A 17,513-nucleotide genomic window follows, 5' to 3' on the forward strand; every position below is an offset into this window, starting at 1 on the left:
TGTCGGCCTCCCCGAGGACAAGGGAGGCCGACATCTGTGTCAGACCGGCAGGTAGGGGCTGGGCTTGCCGTGCCAGCTGATGTTCAGTGCGTCCCGGGCCCGCGTAGTCGCCACGAACAGCAGGGAACGGGCCTTGCGCTGCTCGCGTTCGTAGCGGGGCGGGTCCTCGGTGCGGTAGCGGTCGATGACGTGGGTGCGGGGGACGATGCCGTCACTGGCGCCCACGATGGCGAGGCGCTGGTACTCAAGGCCCTTGAAGCGGTGCATGGTGCCGACGTGGACCTCGCCGTCACCCTTGGGACCTTCCTTGGTGAGTTCGGCGCAGGTGATGCCAGCCTTGGTGACGAGGTAGTACATGGTCTGGCTGACCATGTCACGGTCGGCGACGCAGACGGCGATGTGGCCGCTCGGGTCTCTGGGCGAGCCGTTCTCGTCGGTGGAGAGCTCCTTGCGCCACGTGGTCAGGGTGGCGGCGAGGCCGGCGAGCTCGTCGTCCCAGGTGTCGTACGGGGTGAAGGCCGGGGCAGGGCCGTGGAGGACGGAACGGTATCCGGCGAGGTTGTCGGTGCCGTCGTCCAGGTCGTCGTAGCTCACCTTCTGCCCGGGCTTCACGGGGTCGACCACACGGAGGGCCTCGGTGAGGATCTCCTTCGTGGTGCGGTAGCTGAGGGTCAGGCGGGAGGAGCGGCCGCGGATGTTGATGCCAAGGGCGCCGAGGGCCACCTGGTGGTCGTAGATGCGCTGGTGGGTGTCGCCGGCGATGAACATGTCGTTGGGCTGGTCGGGGTCGGCCATGGCACGGAGCATCTTCCAGTGTGCGGGGCTGAGGTCCTGGGCCTCGTCGACGACGATGTGCCGGTAGCGGTGGTTGAGGTAGCGCATGCCGGAACTGTTGTCGCGGTGGATGAGGTCCTTGCCGCCGACCTCCTCCTTGTACTCGCGCCGCGCCCTGATCTTCGCGGCCCGCTCCATCTCGAAGCGGGCAGCGCGTTCCGATGCCTGGCCCCAGGTTTCCACGCCGAGCTTGTCGAGGCGGGCGGTGAACTGCTCAATGAGCTTCCAGATGTGGTTGCGCTCGGGCCGGGTCAGCGAGCGGCCCCGCCCGGCACGGCGGGCCTGGAAGTAGGCGGAGCGGGTGGGGACGGACTGGCCGAGGATGACCTGCTCCCACTCCTCCAGGAGGAATTCGGGCTCCCAGCGGCGGTCGTCGAGTTCGGCGAGGAGCTGGCGCATCTCGTTCAGCGCCACGTGGTCGTAGACACGCTGTCGGCCTCGGCCGGGTGCGGTGTTCTCGCCCAGGACGCGCGCGGCGAGCTGGTCGATGTGAGCGATCTCGACCCGGGCGAGGAGTTCGGGCTCGATGAGCGAAGCCAGACGCAGGCGCAGGTCCGTGGTCAGGTTCTTGGTGAACGTGGTCAGCAAGATCGCCTTGTTGCTGCCGGGAGGCAGCTGCTCGGCCAGGTGCTTGACCCGGTGCAGGGCGACGATCGTCTTTCCGGTGCCGGGCCCGCCGGAGACGCGAGCAGGGCCCTTGTAGTGGCGGTGGACGATGCGCTCCTGCGTGGGGTGGAGGAACACCTTCCAGGCCCGGAAGTCTCCCTCGTCGATGGCCGCCTGCACGGCATCGTCGACGGCGGTGACCTTGGTACGGCTCAGGGCCGCGGCGAAGTCTCCGAGATCGGGCTCGTGGCCGAGCTCGACGGGCTGGGTGATTTCCTTGCGGACCTCGTCGATGGACATACCGGCGGCGAGGCCGTAAAGGACGTCCTTCGACAGCAGCGGGGCGCCCTCGACGAGCTGGTCCAGCTCGGCGCTGTCGGTGACAGCGAGGGCCAGCTCGATCAGCTGGTCCGCGACACCCAGCTCACGCAGCTGATCGGCGCCGTACGCGGCGAGCAAGGGAGAAGCCTCGGTCTCCGCCGTGGGCAGAGGCTGCGGCGTCGGCTCGGGCTCGGCCGGCACCGTGGTCCGGTCCGGTTCGGACGGGGTCAGGGTGATGCCGACGCGGCGCAGGGCGCTGTCGCCGACGACCGCGAGGTCGACGAACTCGATCTCGCCGGTGACGCGGTTGACCGCGACCTGGAGCTCTTCGTAAACATCCTTGCGGTGGCGGACGGCGATGACCAGCCAGCTCTCGGTGCCGTCCGTGTCGACCCCGGTCGGGGTGAGCAGGGCGCGGTAGGAGTCGTTGACCCGCGCGGACCAGATGCGCGAGTCGCCCTTGAGCTTCTTCAGCTTCAGGCCCGGCTGGTTCGGGTTGTTCCGGAAGACGTGGCAGAAGTCGTAGAACTGGGCCTTGACCGAGCGGTCGAGCTTGTACAGCTCCTGTTCGGCCTTGCGGTACAGGCTGAGCCGGGCGGTCATCGGATGGTGCCTTCCGTGTCGGGGAGCTGGTCGAGCAGGGTGTCGAGGTGGTCGATCCATGCAGCGGCGGTCCGGACCGTCCAGCCGTCCTCGGCGTAGGCGGCGTCGCGCCGCTGGGACTCGACGTCCTCGTCGCCTTGGTGGATGGCGACGACTGCGATCTTGAGGTTGGGAGTCTGCCAGGCGAAGTCCGCCTGCCAGCGGCTGTTGCCGAGTTCGAATCCGAAGACCGGAGCCTGCTTGCCGTGCTCAGCGAGTGTCTCGGCGAGGCGAAGGAGGTCTGGTGCCTCGTCGGGGTCTTCGCGCAGGATCTCCAGGATGTCCTCGTCCCAGACCGCGTCCCGGATGATCTGACGAAGGGCGGCTTCGGCCGGCGAGTCGACGCTCGGCTCGGAGACCACAGGCCGTACAGCAGGCGCGGGCGTGGGTACGGGTGCGAGGGCGGCGGAGAGTGAGTCGAGTTCGCCCAGACCACCACAGACGGCGAGGACCTCGACCTCGAAGTCTGCGGCGCGACTGGCCGCGAGCTGTACACCGTCCCCACCGGCGAGGGACAGGAACTGGGTGATGTTCGTCCAGTACAGCCAGGACCGCCACCGCAGTTTGTGCTCGTCCGTGTCGAGGACGGCGTCGCTGTCGTCGAGGACCGTCAGGGCGGTCCACCGCAGGTTGTCGGGGTCTGCGACGTCCAGCGCGAACACGATCGGAAGGCCGTGCTCGTCCTGGGTGCGGAACACGTGGACCGGACCGATGCCGCCAGTGTCGGATACGACCGGCTTGTCATCCCGTCGGCCGGCTCCGAAGGCGCCGAGCTGCTCGCGCAGCGCGGCGACGAGCTCACTGCGCTTGCCAGTGGCGGCCACGGGGGCCGTGGCGGGAACGGCGGTGAGCCCAGTGACCAGGGCGCGGGCCCGCCGGGTCCAGCGGGTCGCATCAGGGTCCCGCAGATAGGCGATGAGCGTGTCGATCGGGTTGGCGAAGATCGCTTCGCCGAAGTGGGCACGGTTGCCGCCGTACTGCTCGTACGCGGCCTTGGCCTGCTCCTGGGCGGTGCCCCGGTACGGCGGCCAGACGGGCTTGGTGCGCCCCGGACGCTGTTCGAACAGGTCGATGTCGGCCCAGGTGATCTGGAAGACGATCTTTCCGTCGGCACGGAGCAGGGTGCGCTGGGACGCGTTCTTGGCGATGAGGTTGTGCTCCCGGCTTGCGTGGAAGCGGAAACCCTCCAGATAGACGTGCACGCTCTGCACCGGACCGCCGACGCGGGTGAAGGTGAAGTCCGTCCGGGTGCCTTCGAGCTGCCGCTGGGCGGTCAGCCTCCAGTGCATCACGTCCGAGCCGTCGGTGAACCGCAGATGCCCGCTGGCGTGGCCGTCCTCGTCCAGGGCCGCGTCGTCGGTGACCTTCACCCAGTCCCGCAGGGCGGTCAGAAAGCGTGCCTCCAGGTCGGATTCGACCTGGGCGTCCAGCCCGACCAGCCCGGTGTGCTCCACATCGCTGATGTCCCAGCCGTCCTCGCCGTCTCCCTTGAACAGCAGCGACTCCAGCATGCTGAGCGCCGCCTGCCGGGACACGAGGTCCTGGAACTGCTCGGGGGTGTAGCGGTGCAGGCAGCGGTGGCAGGCGCGCCGCTGCTCTTCCGCGCACGGACATGCCTTGAGTTGTTCGTACGCGCGAGCAAGGGTGTTCCGGAAGGCATGGCGATCGGTGAGCCGGTCCAGGTAGCCGGTACCGCCCGGGAGGGAGTCGAAGAGCACCAGGAACCAGCGGCGCTCGCCGCTGGCGACGTCCGGCATGGAGGCCACCGTGGTGTCCAGGTGCTGCGGGTCACCGCCGAAGTGCAGGTCGACACCGAGCCGCAGGGCGGCCCGGAAGGAGTGCACCCGTGCGTCCACGTCGGCTGTCGCGGCCGGGATGAGGATCCGCAGGGCCTCGGTCTGCAGCTGGTGGGCGAGCAGCACCTGCTCCTGCGTGACGCCGTCCTTCTTGCCGCGGCGCAGCGGGCACCACGGGCGGTGGTGCTTGAGCTGCGGGGCACGGGCCGCTGCCGATTCCAGGGCATCGGCGTCGTGATCGAAGACGGGACGGCCGTCCGCGCTCGCGGCCCCGCAGGCGGTGCACACGTGGAACGGGTTCAGCCGGACCAGATGGCCGGCGAAGTCGTCACGGGCGGGAGCGTCGTAGCGGACCGGGCCCACGTTGATCCGGCGGATCATCGCCGTCCGGCAGTAGTCCACGCCGAACGTCTCCCGGTCGTGCCGCCAGGACAGGCCCTGCTCGATCCTCTCGACGGGGATGTCCACCGCGTCCACGACGGTGTACGAGCGGCGGTCGCGGTCGTCCTTGTCGTCGCGGATCCGGGCGTCCTCACGTTTGTCCCGCGACGTCACGGTGGCCGGCTCGACGACCTGGAACAGGCAGGAGCCGTCGTCGGCGATCTGGCTCGTCCTGCACCGGGGGCACGGCGAGCGATCGTCGGTGGCGTTCTCGGTGCGCACGTAGCCGCACCCCGGGCACACTCGCCATGTCCGCCACTCCTGGCGCCCGCCCGTCGCGAGCTCCAAGCCCGTGATCTCGTGCCGGTAGCCGTTGACGTAGAAGGTGTTGCCCGGCGCCAGTTCCTGGATCGCGAGGCGGCGGGGACGCTCGTAGGAGAGGGTCTCGGACGTGAACACCACCTTGTCCGTCTTCGGGTCGATGCCGTCCTCGCCGTACAGGGTCGCCGACAGCGTCGTCGTCGAGTCGATGAGGGCGTAGTTCGGAAGCAGACCCAGGTCACACAGGGCGCTCTGCGCCGTGATGTCGCCCAGGTGGAGCAGCTGCCTGCCCACCCCGCGCCGCTCGGCGTCGAGTTCTGCTTTCTGGCGCGCCTGGTCGGGGTCGCTGTCGTGCAGCTCGCCGTGGGCCTCGTCGATCTCGCGCAGCCGCGCCCGCAGGGCGTCCTCGGCACGTCGCCACTCGCGTTCCGCCTTCTCCACGGTGCTGCGCAGGCCGTGCGTCGCGAAGGCCTCCAGATCGGCCTTGGCCTGCTCGCTGACGCCCGTCGGGAACAGCCGCAGGAACCCCTTGACCAGCTCCTCGCCCTGATCGAGGGCCAGCTCCACCAAGTCGGTCAGATAGCCGGACGGGCCGAACAGGCGAGGCGCCTTGTGCGGCAGTGCGCGCAGCACGACGCCGTCCGTGCGGACGAGACGGCCGGCCGCTGCAAGGTCGAGCAGATGTGCCAGGTACTGGCGCCGCAGGATCTCGACGGCCGACAGGTAACACCCGGGCGGCACGATCGTGCCCGCGATCAGGTCCTTCGGCCGCTCGAGGAAGTACAGGTCACGGCGCCGACGGTCGGGGATGGTCAGCAGGAAGGCATTTCCGGTACGGCGGCCGGCCCGGCCGACCTGCTGCGCGTAGGAGGCGGGGCGGCGCGGCAGCGCGGCCAGCACGACGGCGGACAGGTCGCCGATGTCGATACCCATCTCCAGCGTGGGCGTGCAGGACAGCACGTTGGGGTCCTTGAACCCGCTGCCGTGCTTGAACGCCTCCTCGACCTTCTCGCGCTGGTGACGCGTCAGCATGCCCGTGTGCTCGGCGGTGACCACCTGATAGGTGCCCGCGCCGAGGTAGAGCCGACGGTAGTAGTCATCCCTGTAGTCGCGGTCGCGGTGGTGTATCCCCAGACCCTCGGGCCGGTCGCCAGCCACCAGGCGACCTCGGCGGCACCGGTAGGACGGGCAGGGCTGGCCGTGCCACTGGTCCAGCAAGGACGGGTGGACCGTCTGCTCCCAGAAGCACACCGGGCACCTCACGTACGAGACCCGTACCTGCTCGTCGTCCAGCAGCCGGGCCTCGATGTTGCCGGGCTTGAGCCCGTACACCCGCACCGAGGTGTCGTTCGGGGTGCGCACCGACAGCAGCCCCATCGAGGCGAGTTCGGGCAGCAGTCGGCTCCACAGCTCGGGTGCCAGTTCGCGCGGCAGCTCCAGGCACCGCCCGGCCCACCGTTCGTACCAGGACAGCCGACCGGTCGCGAAGTCGAACTCGCTGCCGTTCTTGGGCTGCCCGAGGAGAAACACGGGGGCGGCGATGCCCTTCGGGAAGGCCCGCATGCCCGGAGCCCGCTTGCCCCAGATGTAGTACCGGCTGGTGCCCGCCTCGTCGATGTACTTGTCCAGCCATCGGTGTGCGACCGCACCGCGGGTGCGCAGTCGCTCCAGGAAGATGCGTACGAACGCCAGATAGCGGGCGTCGTCCTGTGCCATCAGCGGCAGCCCGTCCTGTACGCACTCCTCGTGCAACTGCTTGACCAGCGCGATCACGGCTGCCGGGTCGTCGATGCGGACCTGTGCGGCGGCTGTCCGTGTCAGCTCGAGCGTACGGCCGTTACGGGACCGGAAGCCGAACTCCATCAGCGCCTCGAACGCCAGCCGCTGACCGATCAGCCGCCACGTCTTCAAGTCTCCACCGCGGCCCTGGCCGGACAGGAGTCGGTCCACGCCCTTGAAGCCGTGCAGGTCCGGTGGCACCACTGCAGAGAGGGTGTCCCTGTCCGTCGTGGCGGTGACGACGTTCGCGATCAGATCGTTCAGCGCGGTCGGCTTATCGTGCCGCAGATGATCGGTGAGGAGGGCGCGGAGCGAGAAGGTGTACGAGCGGTTGGCGACGAACCCGGCCCGGTGCGCGGCATCCTGCACCGAGTCGTTGAACATCAGCGTCTTGTCCTCGCGGAGCTCCCTGTCGAGCTCTCCGCCGGTGAACAGCTGCGTGACGGACGCCGCGGCCATCGCGGCGGCGCCCGTACCGAGGTAGCGGATCGCGTTGCGCTCACCGCACGCCGGACACCAGTCCTCCTTGGCCGCGGTGTTCGCGGTCTCCCCGAAGTTCACCAGTACGAATGCCGAGTCACGGGCCGTCAGCCGGGGCTCCTTGGTCTCCCGGTCGTAGTCGTTCAGCGGATCGGGCAGCCGCAGCCGCTTACGGGTGCCGTCCAGCACCATCAGCAGCCCGCCGGCACCCTGCGATGCGGCCGAGCCTCCCTTGCCACTGGTCGCCGTGAGCAACGCGGCCCCGGAGCCCTCCCGGGCCTCCCGGTCCGTCGCAGCGATCAGGTTCCGCACCCGGGCCTTGTCCTGGCCGAGCGACGCCCGCCGGATCTTGTACGTGTCGAACTGGACGTCGTGGTCATCGCTCTCCGGTGAGAACACCGCCCAGCCCGACCGCCCGCAGTCACGGCAGTAGATCGCCGGCAGGAACAGGTTCGCGCTCTGCCCCGACGTCGCCGTCGTCACCGGAGCCATACGGCCGCTGTCGGCCGCGCTCGCGTCGGCCGCGCCCGCCGTGTCCCAGCGGAACTCCGCCTTCGGCCACGGCAGTACGCCGCGCAGCAGTCGCGATACCGAACGCGCCCACTGGTGCACCTCGACGTGCACGAAGGGCCGGGGCTCAGCGGGGGAAGACTCAGGGGCACGCGCGTACGACAGCAGCGCGACGAACCGCGCCAGCGCCTCAGCCGCCTTCTCCGGCTGCCGCGCCACGGCCTGGGACCAGCCGGCCGCGCCCGCACGCCACATCACGTCCAGCACCTCGGCGCTGGTCTTCACCCCGCCGCCGAGCGCCTGCATCACCGCACGAGTGAACAGATGCCGCTTGAGGTTCCCACCGAGCACGAAGGGATCGAGGTCACGGACGTCCGTCACCTTCTCGATCAGATCCAGCAGCGCCCCGTCGCCGGTCGCCGGATCGGGCAGCGCCAGCAGCTCGTCGGGCGTCGGCATCGGCTGCATGGTCACCTCGCCGAGCGGGATGAACTCCTCGACCGTGAGCCGGTTCTCCCCGACGATGGAGTCCTTCGTGAACTCCGTACCGAAGACGTGGGTCGCCACCTCCAGCAGTTGCGCCGTGCCATCCTCGTCCGTACCGGAAGCGAGCGTCGCCGACGTTGCCACCGGACAGATCTTCCCAAGCGGGCGGCCTTCCTCTGCCGCCCCCACGGCGGCGGCCAGACGACGCAGCAGCATCCCGACGTCCGTGCCCTGAGCGCCGTCGTACGTGTGGAACTCGTCCACGACGACGTAGCGGATGTCCGACTCCCGCCACAGGGGGGCGTCGTCCGCACGCTGGAGGAGCAGGTCCAGCATCTTGTAGTTCGTTATCAGGATGTCCGGCGGGGACATCTGCATGTCCGAGCGCCGGGTCCGCACCTTCTCGTACTGCGTCGCCGCGCGCTCACCGATGTACAGGCCGGCCGACAGCTTCCCCAGTTCGGCGTTCTCCGTGAGGAGCTCGTTGATGCGCTGTGCCTGGTCGGTGGCCAGGGCGTTCATCGGGTAGAGGAAGACCGCCTTTACTCCGGTCTTGCCCGCGGCCCGCTCCCGACGGCAGTGGTCCAGCACGGGGTACAGGAACGACTCCGTCTTACCGGAACCGGTACCGGTGGTGACCAGCGTCGGCTGCGGGGTGTGGCCATGCGCCGAGGTCAGTCGCGTGAAGGCGACCGCCTGATGCACGTACGGCTTGAAGCCCTCCCGCTGCCATTCCAGATGCTTGCGCCACTCCTCGCCGGCCACGGTGAACGGGGTCCGGATCCGCAGATACGGGCCCCGGAACATCCCCGACGTCTCGTCCCCGAGGAACCGGTGCAGCGCCTCACGCGCACCCTCGTCCGTGAGCGCGTACGTAGTCGACAGATACTGCAGCAGGCTCTCCTTGAGCCCGCGTGCCTGAAGCGTCGGCCTCACGGCTTCGGCACCTCCTGCTTCTCCGGATCCCACTCGCCACGGGCGACGGCGTCATTAAGCTGCTTCTGAAAGACAGCGTGGGCAGCTCGCATTTCCGCCTCTCGATCTGCCTTGTAGAAGGGTGCAATGTAGCCGTCGGGTGCAGCAGCAATCTCGGGATTTGCAAGGTGAGTTAGCAGCTGCTCATAGTGTTCCTTCGTTTGGCCATGTCCAAAGATCTTGTAGTCTTCGGCGATCTTCCGTCCGTGCGCGTCGAACCATATTTTCTCTTCTCGCTCAAAGAGAACCGGAAATCTGGTCTTGTAAATCGTGCAGAGTGACTCTGCATCCATGCCGAGCCAGACCGCAACGAGAGCATCAAGTTCGACCATTGCGCACCAGCGGCCGTGATCCGTCCGCAACGGACTTGAACGTGACCACTCACCTATGGGGCGTCCCAACGGTTCCCGAGGAGGATTTGACAGGATCCATCGGTCCGTTGCCCAATTTTGACTGGCTGCAATTCGCCAAATATCTGAGTACGCGGATGTCAGGCAGTTGAGCCGGGCCGTCCTCAGGCTGAGCTTCTCGGCGAGAGGGTGATTTGCCTGAGGTACGGGCATCTTGCGCACATCTCGGTCGTGTAGATTCTTCTTCCCTGTCAGGCGAAGAATGTATTCGACGGGCAGGGTGCTCCAGAATCCGACGGTCAGTAGGTTGAGATGGGCGTCCCCGCGTGACATTGAGTAAAGACCGTCCACGTGCGTTGGGCCAGGCGGGATCAGGGCAACGTTGAGACACCTCTCCATATTATTTGGCGTCAGCTTACGCCAACAGACACGGAAGTATTCGGAATAGGGCGAATCGTTCCACTTTCGCAGGGATTCGGAGAAATCTGCCTCAGAAGCGGCTCGTCGGTAATTTACTGCGGGAATCGCGTCTGAGGAGAGTGTCTCCAGGTTGACTGGCTTTCCGTGGCTCCCCAGATTGGGACTTTCTTTGGAGAAAGGATTTGAGGCGGTGATATGAGACCCGCTGAGGATGGCCTCGTGGAAGGTGGAAGGCTCAAAATGACCCTTCTTAATGATGCCCTTCTTTTGAGCGCCCGTCTCATGGAATCCAGAACTGATGTATTCCGTTTTGCCGAGCCGGTTTGTGTAGCTCCTGAGTGCCGACATCGCCGCGCGCTCGGCTGTCGTGGTCGGGGTGAAGAGGACGGTGTGTCCGATTGGCTCACCAATCTGATCCGAAAGGTCCTGCCACTCGGCCAGTAGCTGATCATTCACTCGAATGAGGCGGCTTCGATGGGGTCGCAAGTCAGGCTTGCCGGAAATCCTTATGCCGGGGATCGGGCCGTTCCCGTCATGCTTGAGTGAATCCATGACGACGGAGGAGTGGTACAGATTTCCCAGCTGAATGAATGAAATCTCGCCACTTGATCCGTAAATATGGACACCGAAATGTGTGTTGTGGTCTACGGGTTCGGGGAAGGCCCAGTTTCCGCCGTTGACAAAATGGCAATGGACCTTCAGACGATGCAGTGCTGCCGCACGTACCCTCTCGAATCCCGTGCTTGTGAGATGGGTTTCGGAGTGCACCATGCCGGAGATGCCGCTGTCGTTTGCGTGATTCCATGCCGCGCACATGAAGGCCAGGTATAGATCGGTCTGTTCGGCCGCGAGTTCAGGGTACGTCGTTTCGGACCCGAGGAAGGTGGAGTTGGCTGACGCGAAGCTATTGCGTCTGGCGAGACTTGTCTTCGCGTTGGACCCGGCGACAAGACGGGAACGGCGTTCAGCGTACTCAGGGTGAGAGATGCCACCCACAACTCCGAACCACGGGTCGAGTTCCGCGAATTCGGAAATTTCGTCCCATGTTGGCTGAACCCAGGGCGGGTTGCCGACCTGGAGGTCGAATCCGCCTGCCTGAGCGAAGACAAGCGCAAAATCTAGTTCCCAGTGCAGGAAGCCCTGTTCCTCCGCGATATCACGCGCTCGCCTCAGCCACGGGAAGCGGTCCTCCGGGTTGCCAGCGTCCATGCCCATGAAGCTTGGCAGCGTCTCCTCGAAGCTCTTGAGCGCTTCGAGGTCCTTGAAGCTGTCGATGAGGGTTCCCTCGGGCACGTCGGCCGTGCCGAGCATGGCCTCCAGGAACTCCAGCCAGTCGTCCAAGTCCTTGAGCGGGACGATCGGCCGCCGCTCCGCGGCCTTCGGCTTCGGCGCTGAGCTCTGGGACCCTCCCCGCGGCTTGATTTCCTTGACCTCCACGACCGAGTCATCGGCACTCAGCTCAAGGTCCGCAAAACTGGTCTGCTCTGGACCGAACGCAAACAGGGCCGTCGCCTCGACGAACCGCGGAACGGGTGCGGGCGTCGGCACGGCGACTGGTTCCGGATCGGCGGGAGGCGCGGGCGGCTCCGCAACCAGCGGCGCGCCGTCCAGCAGGCGGCTGAGGCTGTCCGCTCCCGTCACCTCCAGCCGTGCCGAGTACTCCCCGGCCGTCCCGTCGAGCAGCCCGGCCTTGTCGACGGGCCAGAACCACAACGCGCACCAGGCGTCCATGATCTTCTTCAGGCGCCAGTACGGAGTGTCCGCGGCGTTGAAGAGGTCTTCGAGGACCTGCTCCTTCGTAACCGCCTGGTCAGGGCGGTGGAGGAAGGCGTACTCGGGGTCGGTGGAGTCAGCGCCCCAGACGTCTATCCGGCGGGCGATCGCCTGCTCGGAGAGCTCCATGCGCTTGACGACAAGCGACCAGAGGAACTCGACGCGACGGGCGGCGTCCCGGAGCCGGGTGAACTGAGACACCGGCTCCTTCTTCGCCCTGCCGGTCTTGTTGCGCTTGGGGCGCTGGAGAATGCCCTTCTTCCAAGCCGCGAGCTGTTCGACGCCCTCCTTCGCCAGCTCCTTGGCCTCCTTCGAGCCCGCGACCGCGGCCCACCCGGGGCTCGGCAGCAGGAACTGATGGACTGCGTCCTGGGGCAGTGGCTGGGGCTCGCCGTCCTTGAGGAAGGGCAGCGGGGCCGGGGCCAGGGCGCCCTTGGCCTTGAGCCATTCCTTGCCGGTGACGTCGTCCGCCGCGTAGACAGCACGGCGAGCGCCGATGAGGCTGTTTCCTCGGCGCAGGTGGAGGCCGAACCACGGGGCTCGCATGCCGGGGTGCATGGTGTTGAGCCAGAGCGACACCTCGGCGAGCTCGACACCAGTGGCGTTCAGGTCGACGCCGTACGCATTGTGCAGAGCGATGTACGCCTTGGCCTTCTGCTTCTCGGTGAGGGCGTCTGCGGTCGGGATGGTGACGCCCAGCTCGTCCTGTCGGCGGCGCAGGTACTCCTCGGCGACCTGGTTGATCGCCTCGTTGAGGAAGGCACCGGAGCCGAGGGCCGGCTCGCAGATCTTGTACTTGAGCAGCTCCGACGCGCGGGTCTTGATGACGTTGTCGTCGGCGTCGCGCTCCTGGTCGAGGCGGTGCTTGAGCGTGAGCTCGACCGTGACCTGGGTCAGCGACTCGGGCGTGTAGTACGAGGCCGAGGTCTCGCGGTCGCGGCCGGCGAGGCGGTAGACGAACGAGCCCTGCTCGTACTTCTTGACGCCGCGCAGACCCTTGCGCGCGTCGTCCTCGTCGTAGTGGACGAGGGTCTTGTCGGGATACTGGTCCTGCTTGTGAGAGGGGATGAGCCAGGAGCCCTTCTCCGGGTCGCCGCCCTTGGCGACCTCGCACAGTTCCTCCTCGGCGATGATGCCGGTGTACGACATCAGGCCCTCGTAGACGGCGCCGAGCTGGTTGATGCCGAGGTTGCGGTAGGAGATGAAACCGCCCCGCTCGCCGCGCTTGCCCTTTTTCATGGTGAGCAGGCGCAGTACCTCGTGCAGAGCGGCGTTGCGCAGGCGCAGGTCGAGCCAGCGCGGGGCGTCGTCCTCGTCGCTGCGGGGGTCGACGACACCCCTGCCGATGAGGCGTACGGAGCCGGGCTCGAAGAGTTCGCTGCGGAGGGGTTCGAAGCGCAGGCCGCGGTCCTCGCTGCGGCGGGCGGCCTTGGCCGCGCGGGTCTCCTCGTCGTCGCCGGGCTGGTCGTCGTCGTCCTCGGTGCCGTACGGACGGTGGCCGAAGTTGACCTTGTTGAAGAGGACGTCCAGGGATTCGTGCAGGTGGAAGCCGTTGCGGGCCTCCTCCTCGACGAGCTCCTCGTCGCGTTCGACGAGTTCGCGCAGGCGGGCCATGGAGTAGCCGGCCTCGTAGCTTCCGTCGTCTGCGGGGAGGATGCCGAGCTCGGGACGGGCCTCGGCGTAGAGGAGGAACAGGATCCGGTAGAGGTAGCGGAGGGATTCGCGGGTGAGTTCCCGGGCGAAGGGAATCTTGGGGCTTTCGATGTCGGCCGGGGAGACGCCGTTCTTCGGCTCGGCCATCCGCGCGAGGACTTCGTTGGCGATGATTTCGACCGAGCGCTGGAGCCCGTGGCGCAGTTCGCCGGAGACGCCGGCGGCGTTGGCGCCGGAGGACTTCAGCAGGGCGTCGATGGCCCGGCTCTGGTCGTTCTCGCCGGGCCGGAGCACGTCCAGGCTGAACAGCGCGGCGATGGTGGCGAGTTCGCCCTGCTGGGTGCGGTCGTTGCGTTCCAGGGCCGCGTCGAGGTTGACGGCGAGGTAGCGGCCTTCGTTCCAGGACTGGCGGTCGGCGAGGACGAGCACGCCGCCGCACAGCAACAGGACGAAGCGGGGGCGGGGTCCGCCGGCCTCGCCGAGTTCGCTCTGGAACAGCCAGGACGCCAGGGTCTGGCCGGTCTCGTACGTCTCGCTTGCACTGACACGCAGCGGGTGCAGCAGTCGGCCCGGTCCGGTCGCGTCGAGGGCGGCGTCGTTGTCGGCGGCCCAGCCGCAATCCAGGGCGATGATCCCGTGGCCGTGGTAGGCCACAGGCAGGGAGTGGTCGCGTCCGGCACGGTGGACGGTGATCTCGGTGGGAGTGGCCTCGAAGCCGAGGGCGTGCAGGATCGTCTGGTGCCACTCGGCGAGGTGCTTGCGCCACTCGGGGTTGTTGTGGGTGTTGAGTCGGATCTCGTCCCCGGCGTCGCGCTCGGCGGCGTCTGCGAAGTAGCCGCGTACGTCTTCGGAGAGGTAGGCGCCGCGCAGCGAGCGGAGCAGCTCCCGAGGTGTCTTCCGCGGGTCGTTCTCATCGCCTTCGCGCAGGGCCCAGGTGGCGAACAGGCCCTTCTTCAGGTCGGTTCCGAGCTGCTCGGCGAAGTAGTGCGCGGCGAAGTACTCGCCGCGGTTGCTGAAGGAGTCGAAGTCGGTGCTCATCGGTCGGTGCCTCCTTCAGCGGCGTTGAGCGGTTCCAGGACGGCGAGCAGACGCAGCATCGGCTCGCCCGTGGTCTGCAGGGACTTGAGCAGGCTCAGGCGCCTGCTGGCGCTGAGGTTCACTCCGCGTTTGCCCGTCCCGTCGGAGGAGAACAGGGCTTCCTGCTGCCAGTGCACGACGCGCTTGCGGGACGGGGCGAGGATCTCCTCGATCTCTTCGCCGTACGCCTCCCTCAGGTCTCGGAGGTGCTGCTCCGCCCTGTTGATGGCGCCGGGGACGAGCTCCGTCAGGCTGTCGAGGTCGTGCGGCGCGGCGCGGCCGGGCATCGTCGGACCCAGGCCGTAGTCCTCCAGCACCTCCGGGGTCAGAGGTGTCACCTGAAGGTCGTTCGGGTCGCCGTGGACGGCCATCCACTCGACGATGGTGGGCCGGCCCAGCGCGTTGGAGCAGATGCCCTGGACCAGGAAGGTCGGTGAGTCCACGGATGCGGCGAGGACGGGGGCCTGGTGGCGGCCGACCTCGACGAGCACCTTGTCGGTCAGCCAGTCCAGGACTGGGTGGACGTCGGTGACGTAGGAGACGTTCGGCCACTGCGACTTGGACGACTCGCGGGCTGCCTTCAGACGCCGGTCTGCGAGGTCCTTGGAGAAGGTGATGCGCATCCGTCCCGGCTCGGCCTTCCGGGGCATGATCCGCTGCTCGTCGAGGTACGACTTCGGCAGCGCCTTCAGCCGGTACAGCAAGTCGCGCGGGGGTTCGAAGGCGATCGTGCCGTCGTCGTCGCGGCGCAGCGAGAGCTGGTCCTCGGGGTTGGGACGGCAGACCTGACGCAGTGCCTCGTCGAAGTAGTCAGCGGTGGACGAGAACAGGCGTGGCACATATGCCCGCCGGACCTCGGGATGCTCCGGAACGGCGCCCACCTGGCCGAGCAGTCCGGAGAGGAACGCGGCACCTCCCAGCTGGGACTGCTTGATGGACTCCTCGACGGTCCGGCCGGCGATCAGGTCCTGGGTGAGGCGGTTCTCCTCCTCCTTGGCCCGGTACAGGCCGGTGACGGCCTCCACCGATCCCTCGATCTTGTGCGCTTCCTCTTCGCGCTTGAGCAGCTTCTCGCCCACGAGACGGTCGTCCAGCGTACGAGGCTCCCCGCTGGTCTCGTCCGTCCGCCAGGGGAGGTCGCTGGTGAGGATCAGAGCCCGGAACTCCGGCCGGTGCTCCTGGCCGTAGCGGTCGATACGGCCGTTGCGCTGCTCGATACGGATCAGGGACCACGGTAGGTCGAAGTGGATCAGCCGGTGGCACTGTTGGTGGAGGTTGACGCCTTCGGAGGCGACGTCGCCGGTGAACAGGATGCGTACGGGGTCGTCGCGCAGCCCGAACTTCTCGACGATGGCCTGCTGCTCCTCGTCGCTGGTGGCGTCCCCGTGCATGACCTGCACCGCGCCGCCGAAGGCTAGCCAGGGCTTGTTCTCGTCGGGGCCGGCACCGCGCGGGAAGCCGAGCGCGGTCGGGACTGCCTCCGCGAGCCACTTCAGTGTGGGGATGCGCTCGGAGAACACCACCACGCGGGTCTCCGAGCCGGGTCCGACACCCATGGTGCGCAGCTCGTCCAGGAGAGCCGACAGTTTCGCCGAGTCCTCGTCCTGGATCCGCTCGGCCACGTCCCGGAGGTCCAGCAAGGCCGCTCGCTCCGCCTGCCTGGCCGCCTCCCGGACCGTCGGGTCGACCGGGCGTGCCGTCCGCTGCCCGCCTCTCGCGGACTCGGCAGCCGGTTGCTTGTCCAGCGTTGCCAGCCGCGTCTTCACGGCCTCCAGCAGCGCCTTGTGTGAAGACAGGAAGGATTTCAGGAGCTGGTAGGGCACCAGTTGGTGCCGACTGACCGAAGACTGGTCGGGGTCGGCCGGAATCCAGCGCGTGGCGAGCTCCTGGAAGACGGCGAGCTCCTTCTCGCCGGCCGCTACGTGGATCGGCTGGGACGGTCCGCGGTCGGCCCAGGAGCCCTTCAGCGAGTCGCGGACCTCCGCCGTCGTCTTCGTACGCCGGATGTAGAGGTGCTCGAGGTCCTTCACCTCGTACTTCGACGGGTTGGCGATGGCCGCTTCGTCCAGCATCTTGATCAACTCGGCGAACGACTCGGCACGACCGTTGTGGGGCGTGGCCGACGCCAGCACCAGCGCATCGGTCTTCCGGGCCAGGAGGCGGGCGAGCTCGTTGTTCTTGGTCCCCCGGTTGACCAGATTGTGGGACTCGTCGATGACGACGGCGTCCCAGTTGGTGTGCTCGAGGTGGTGCGCGTAGACGTCGCTCTTGAGCGTGTCCACGGAGATGATCGCGCGCTTGAAGTACGCGAACGGGTTCCGGCCGGCCGGAATGTCCTGCTGGATGCGCTGGATGCCGGTGGAGTCCAGACGGACGAGCGGGATCGCGAACCGGGTCCACAGCTCCCGCTGGAACTGCTCCAGCACATGCTGGGGGGTCACGACCAGGATGCGCTCACCGCGCCCGCGCCGGATCAGCTCGGCGAGCAGCACCCCGATCTCGAGGGTCTTGCCCAGACCCACCACGTCGGCGATGAGGATCCGCGGCTGCGGGTTCTTCTCCAGCGACAGCGCCAGCTCGGCGGGCCGCAGCTGGTGCACCTGCTGGTCCATGAGGAACCCGTCGGCCAGCGCGAGCCCATGCTCGGTCTGCGGCAGGAACGTCTTGCGCATCACCGCTTCAAGGAACAGGCGGCCTCGCCGGTGGTTGGGTGAGTCGTCCGGGACGAGCCGCGTCTCCCGCGGGTCCAGCACCTGGATCGCGTCGAGCCGGCTGTAGAAGACCGCGTCCGTGCCGCGCACGAAGGACGAGATGCCGGTGACCTCCACCATCCACCCGTCTTCGCCGACGTCCTTGGAGTTCCGGACGAGCCACAGCTCGTCGCGGATCAGCACCTGCGACCCCGGGGCGTAGCCGGCGGGTCCGGTGGTTCGCCGCGAAGCCGCAGCATCCTCCGGCACCCAGGCGTCCCACGCCGCATCGCCCTGGCCGCCCACGGCTTCCGCCTCGACGCTCAACGTCCGCTCCGATCCATCACCAGCGGCCACCGAGGGCCGCCCACACTCCAGGCGCCTGCAAACAACGGACTACGCCGTCCGGGCACGCCATT

At 67.6% G+C, this 17,513-nt stretch carries 4 protein-coding genes; all 4 read right to left on the bottom strand.

The window, feature by feature from the left end; genetic code table 11:
* Nucleotides 1-39: 39 nt before the first annotated feature.
* Genes SVTN_RS33800 through SVTN_RS46255 form a run of 4 tightly spaced genes read right to left on the bottom strand, consistent with a single transcriptional unit; the run spans nucleotide 40 to nucleotide 17,421 of the window.
* Nucleotides 40-2,364 (bottom strand): UvrD-helicase domain-containing protein, encoded by a 2,325-nt coding sequence (locus SVTN_RS33800; RefSeq protein ID WP_041132504.1) that lies wholly within the window; start codon nucleotides 2,362-2,364, stop codon nucleotides 40-42.
* Nucleotides 2,361-9,092, bottom strand: coding sequence for a DEAD/DEAH box helicase (locus SVTN_RS33805; protein ID WP_041132505.1), 6,732 nt, complete (start codon nucleotides 9,090-9,092; stop codon nucleotides 2,361-2,363). The genes SVTN_RS33800 and SVTN_RS33805 overlap by 4 nt, the downstream gene beginning before the upstream one ends.
* Nucleotides 9,089-14,365 carry a hypothetical protein gene (locus SVTN_RS33810; RefSeq protein ID WP_041132506.1) on the bottom strand — a complete coding sequence of 1,759 codons (5,277 nt, stop codon included), beginning with the start codon at nucleotides 14,363-14,365 and terminating at the stop codon, nucleotides 9,089-9,091. The genes SVTN_RS33805 and SVTN_RS33810 overlap by 4 nt, the downstream gene beginning before the upstream one ends.
* The gene (locus SVTN_RS46255) at nucleotides 14,362-17,421 is read right to left on the bottom strand and encodes an SNF2-related protein (RefSeq protein WP_281192588.1); all 3,060 of its coding nucleotides are present in this window, start codon (nucleotides 17,419-17,421) and stop codon (nucleotides 14,362-14,364) included. Before SVTN_RS46255 ends, SVTN_RS33810 begins: the two co-directional genes overlap by 4 nt.
* Nucleotides 17,422-17,513: the final 92 nt, after the last annotated feature.

This window comes from Streptomyces vietnamensis (genome assembly GCF_000830005.1).
Lineage (GTDB): Bacteria > Actinomycetota > Actinomycetes > Streptomycetales > Streptomycetaceae > Streptomyces > Streptomyces vietnamensis.

Coding starts and splice junctions, on each gene's coding strand:
- SVTN_RS33810 (WP_041132506.1), bottom strand. CDS start 14,365: ATGAGCACCGACTTCGACTCCTTCAGCAACCGCGGCGAGTACTTCGCC.
- SVTN_RS33800 (WP_041132504.1), bottom strand. CDS start 2,364: ATGACCGCCCGGCTCAGCCTGTACCGCAAGGCCGAACAGGAGCTGTAC.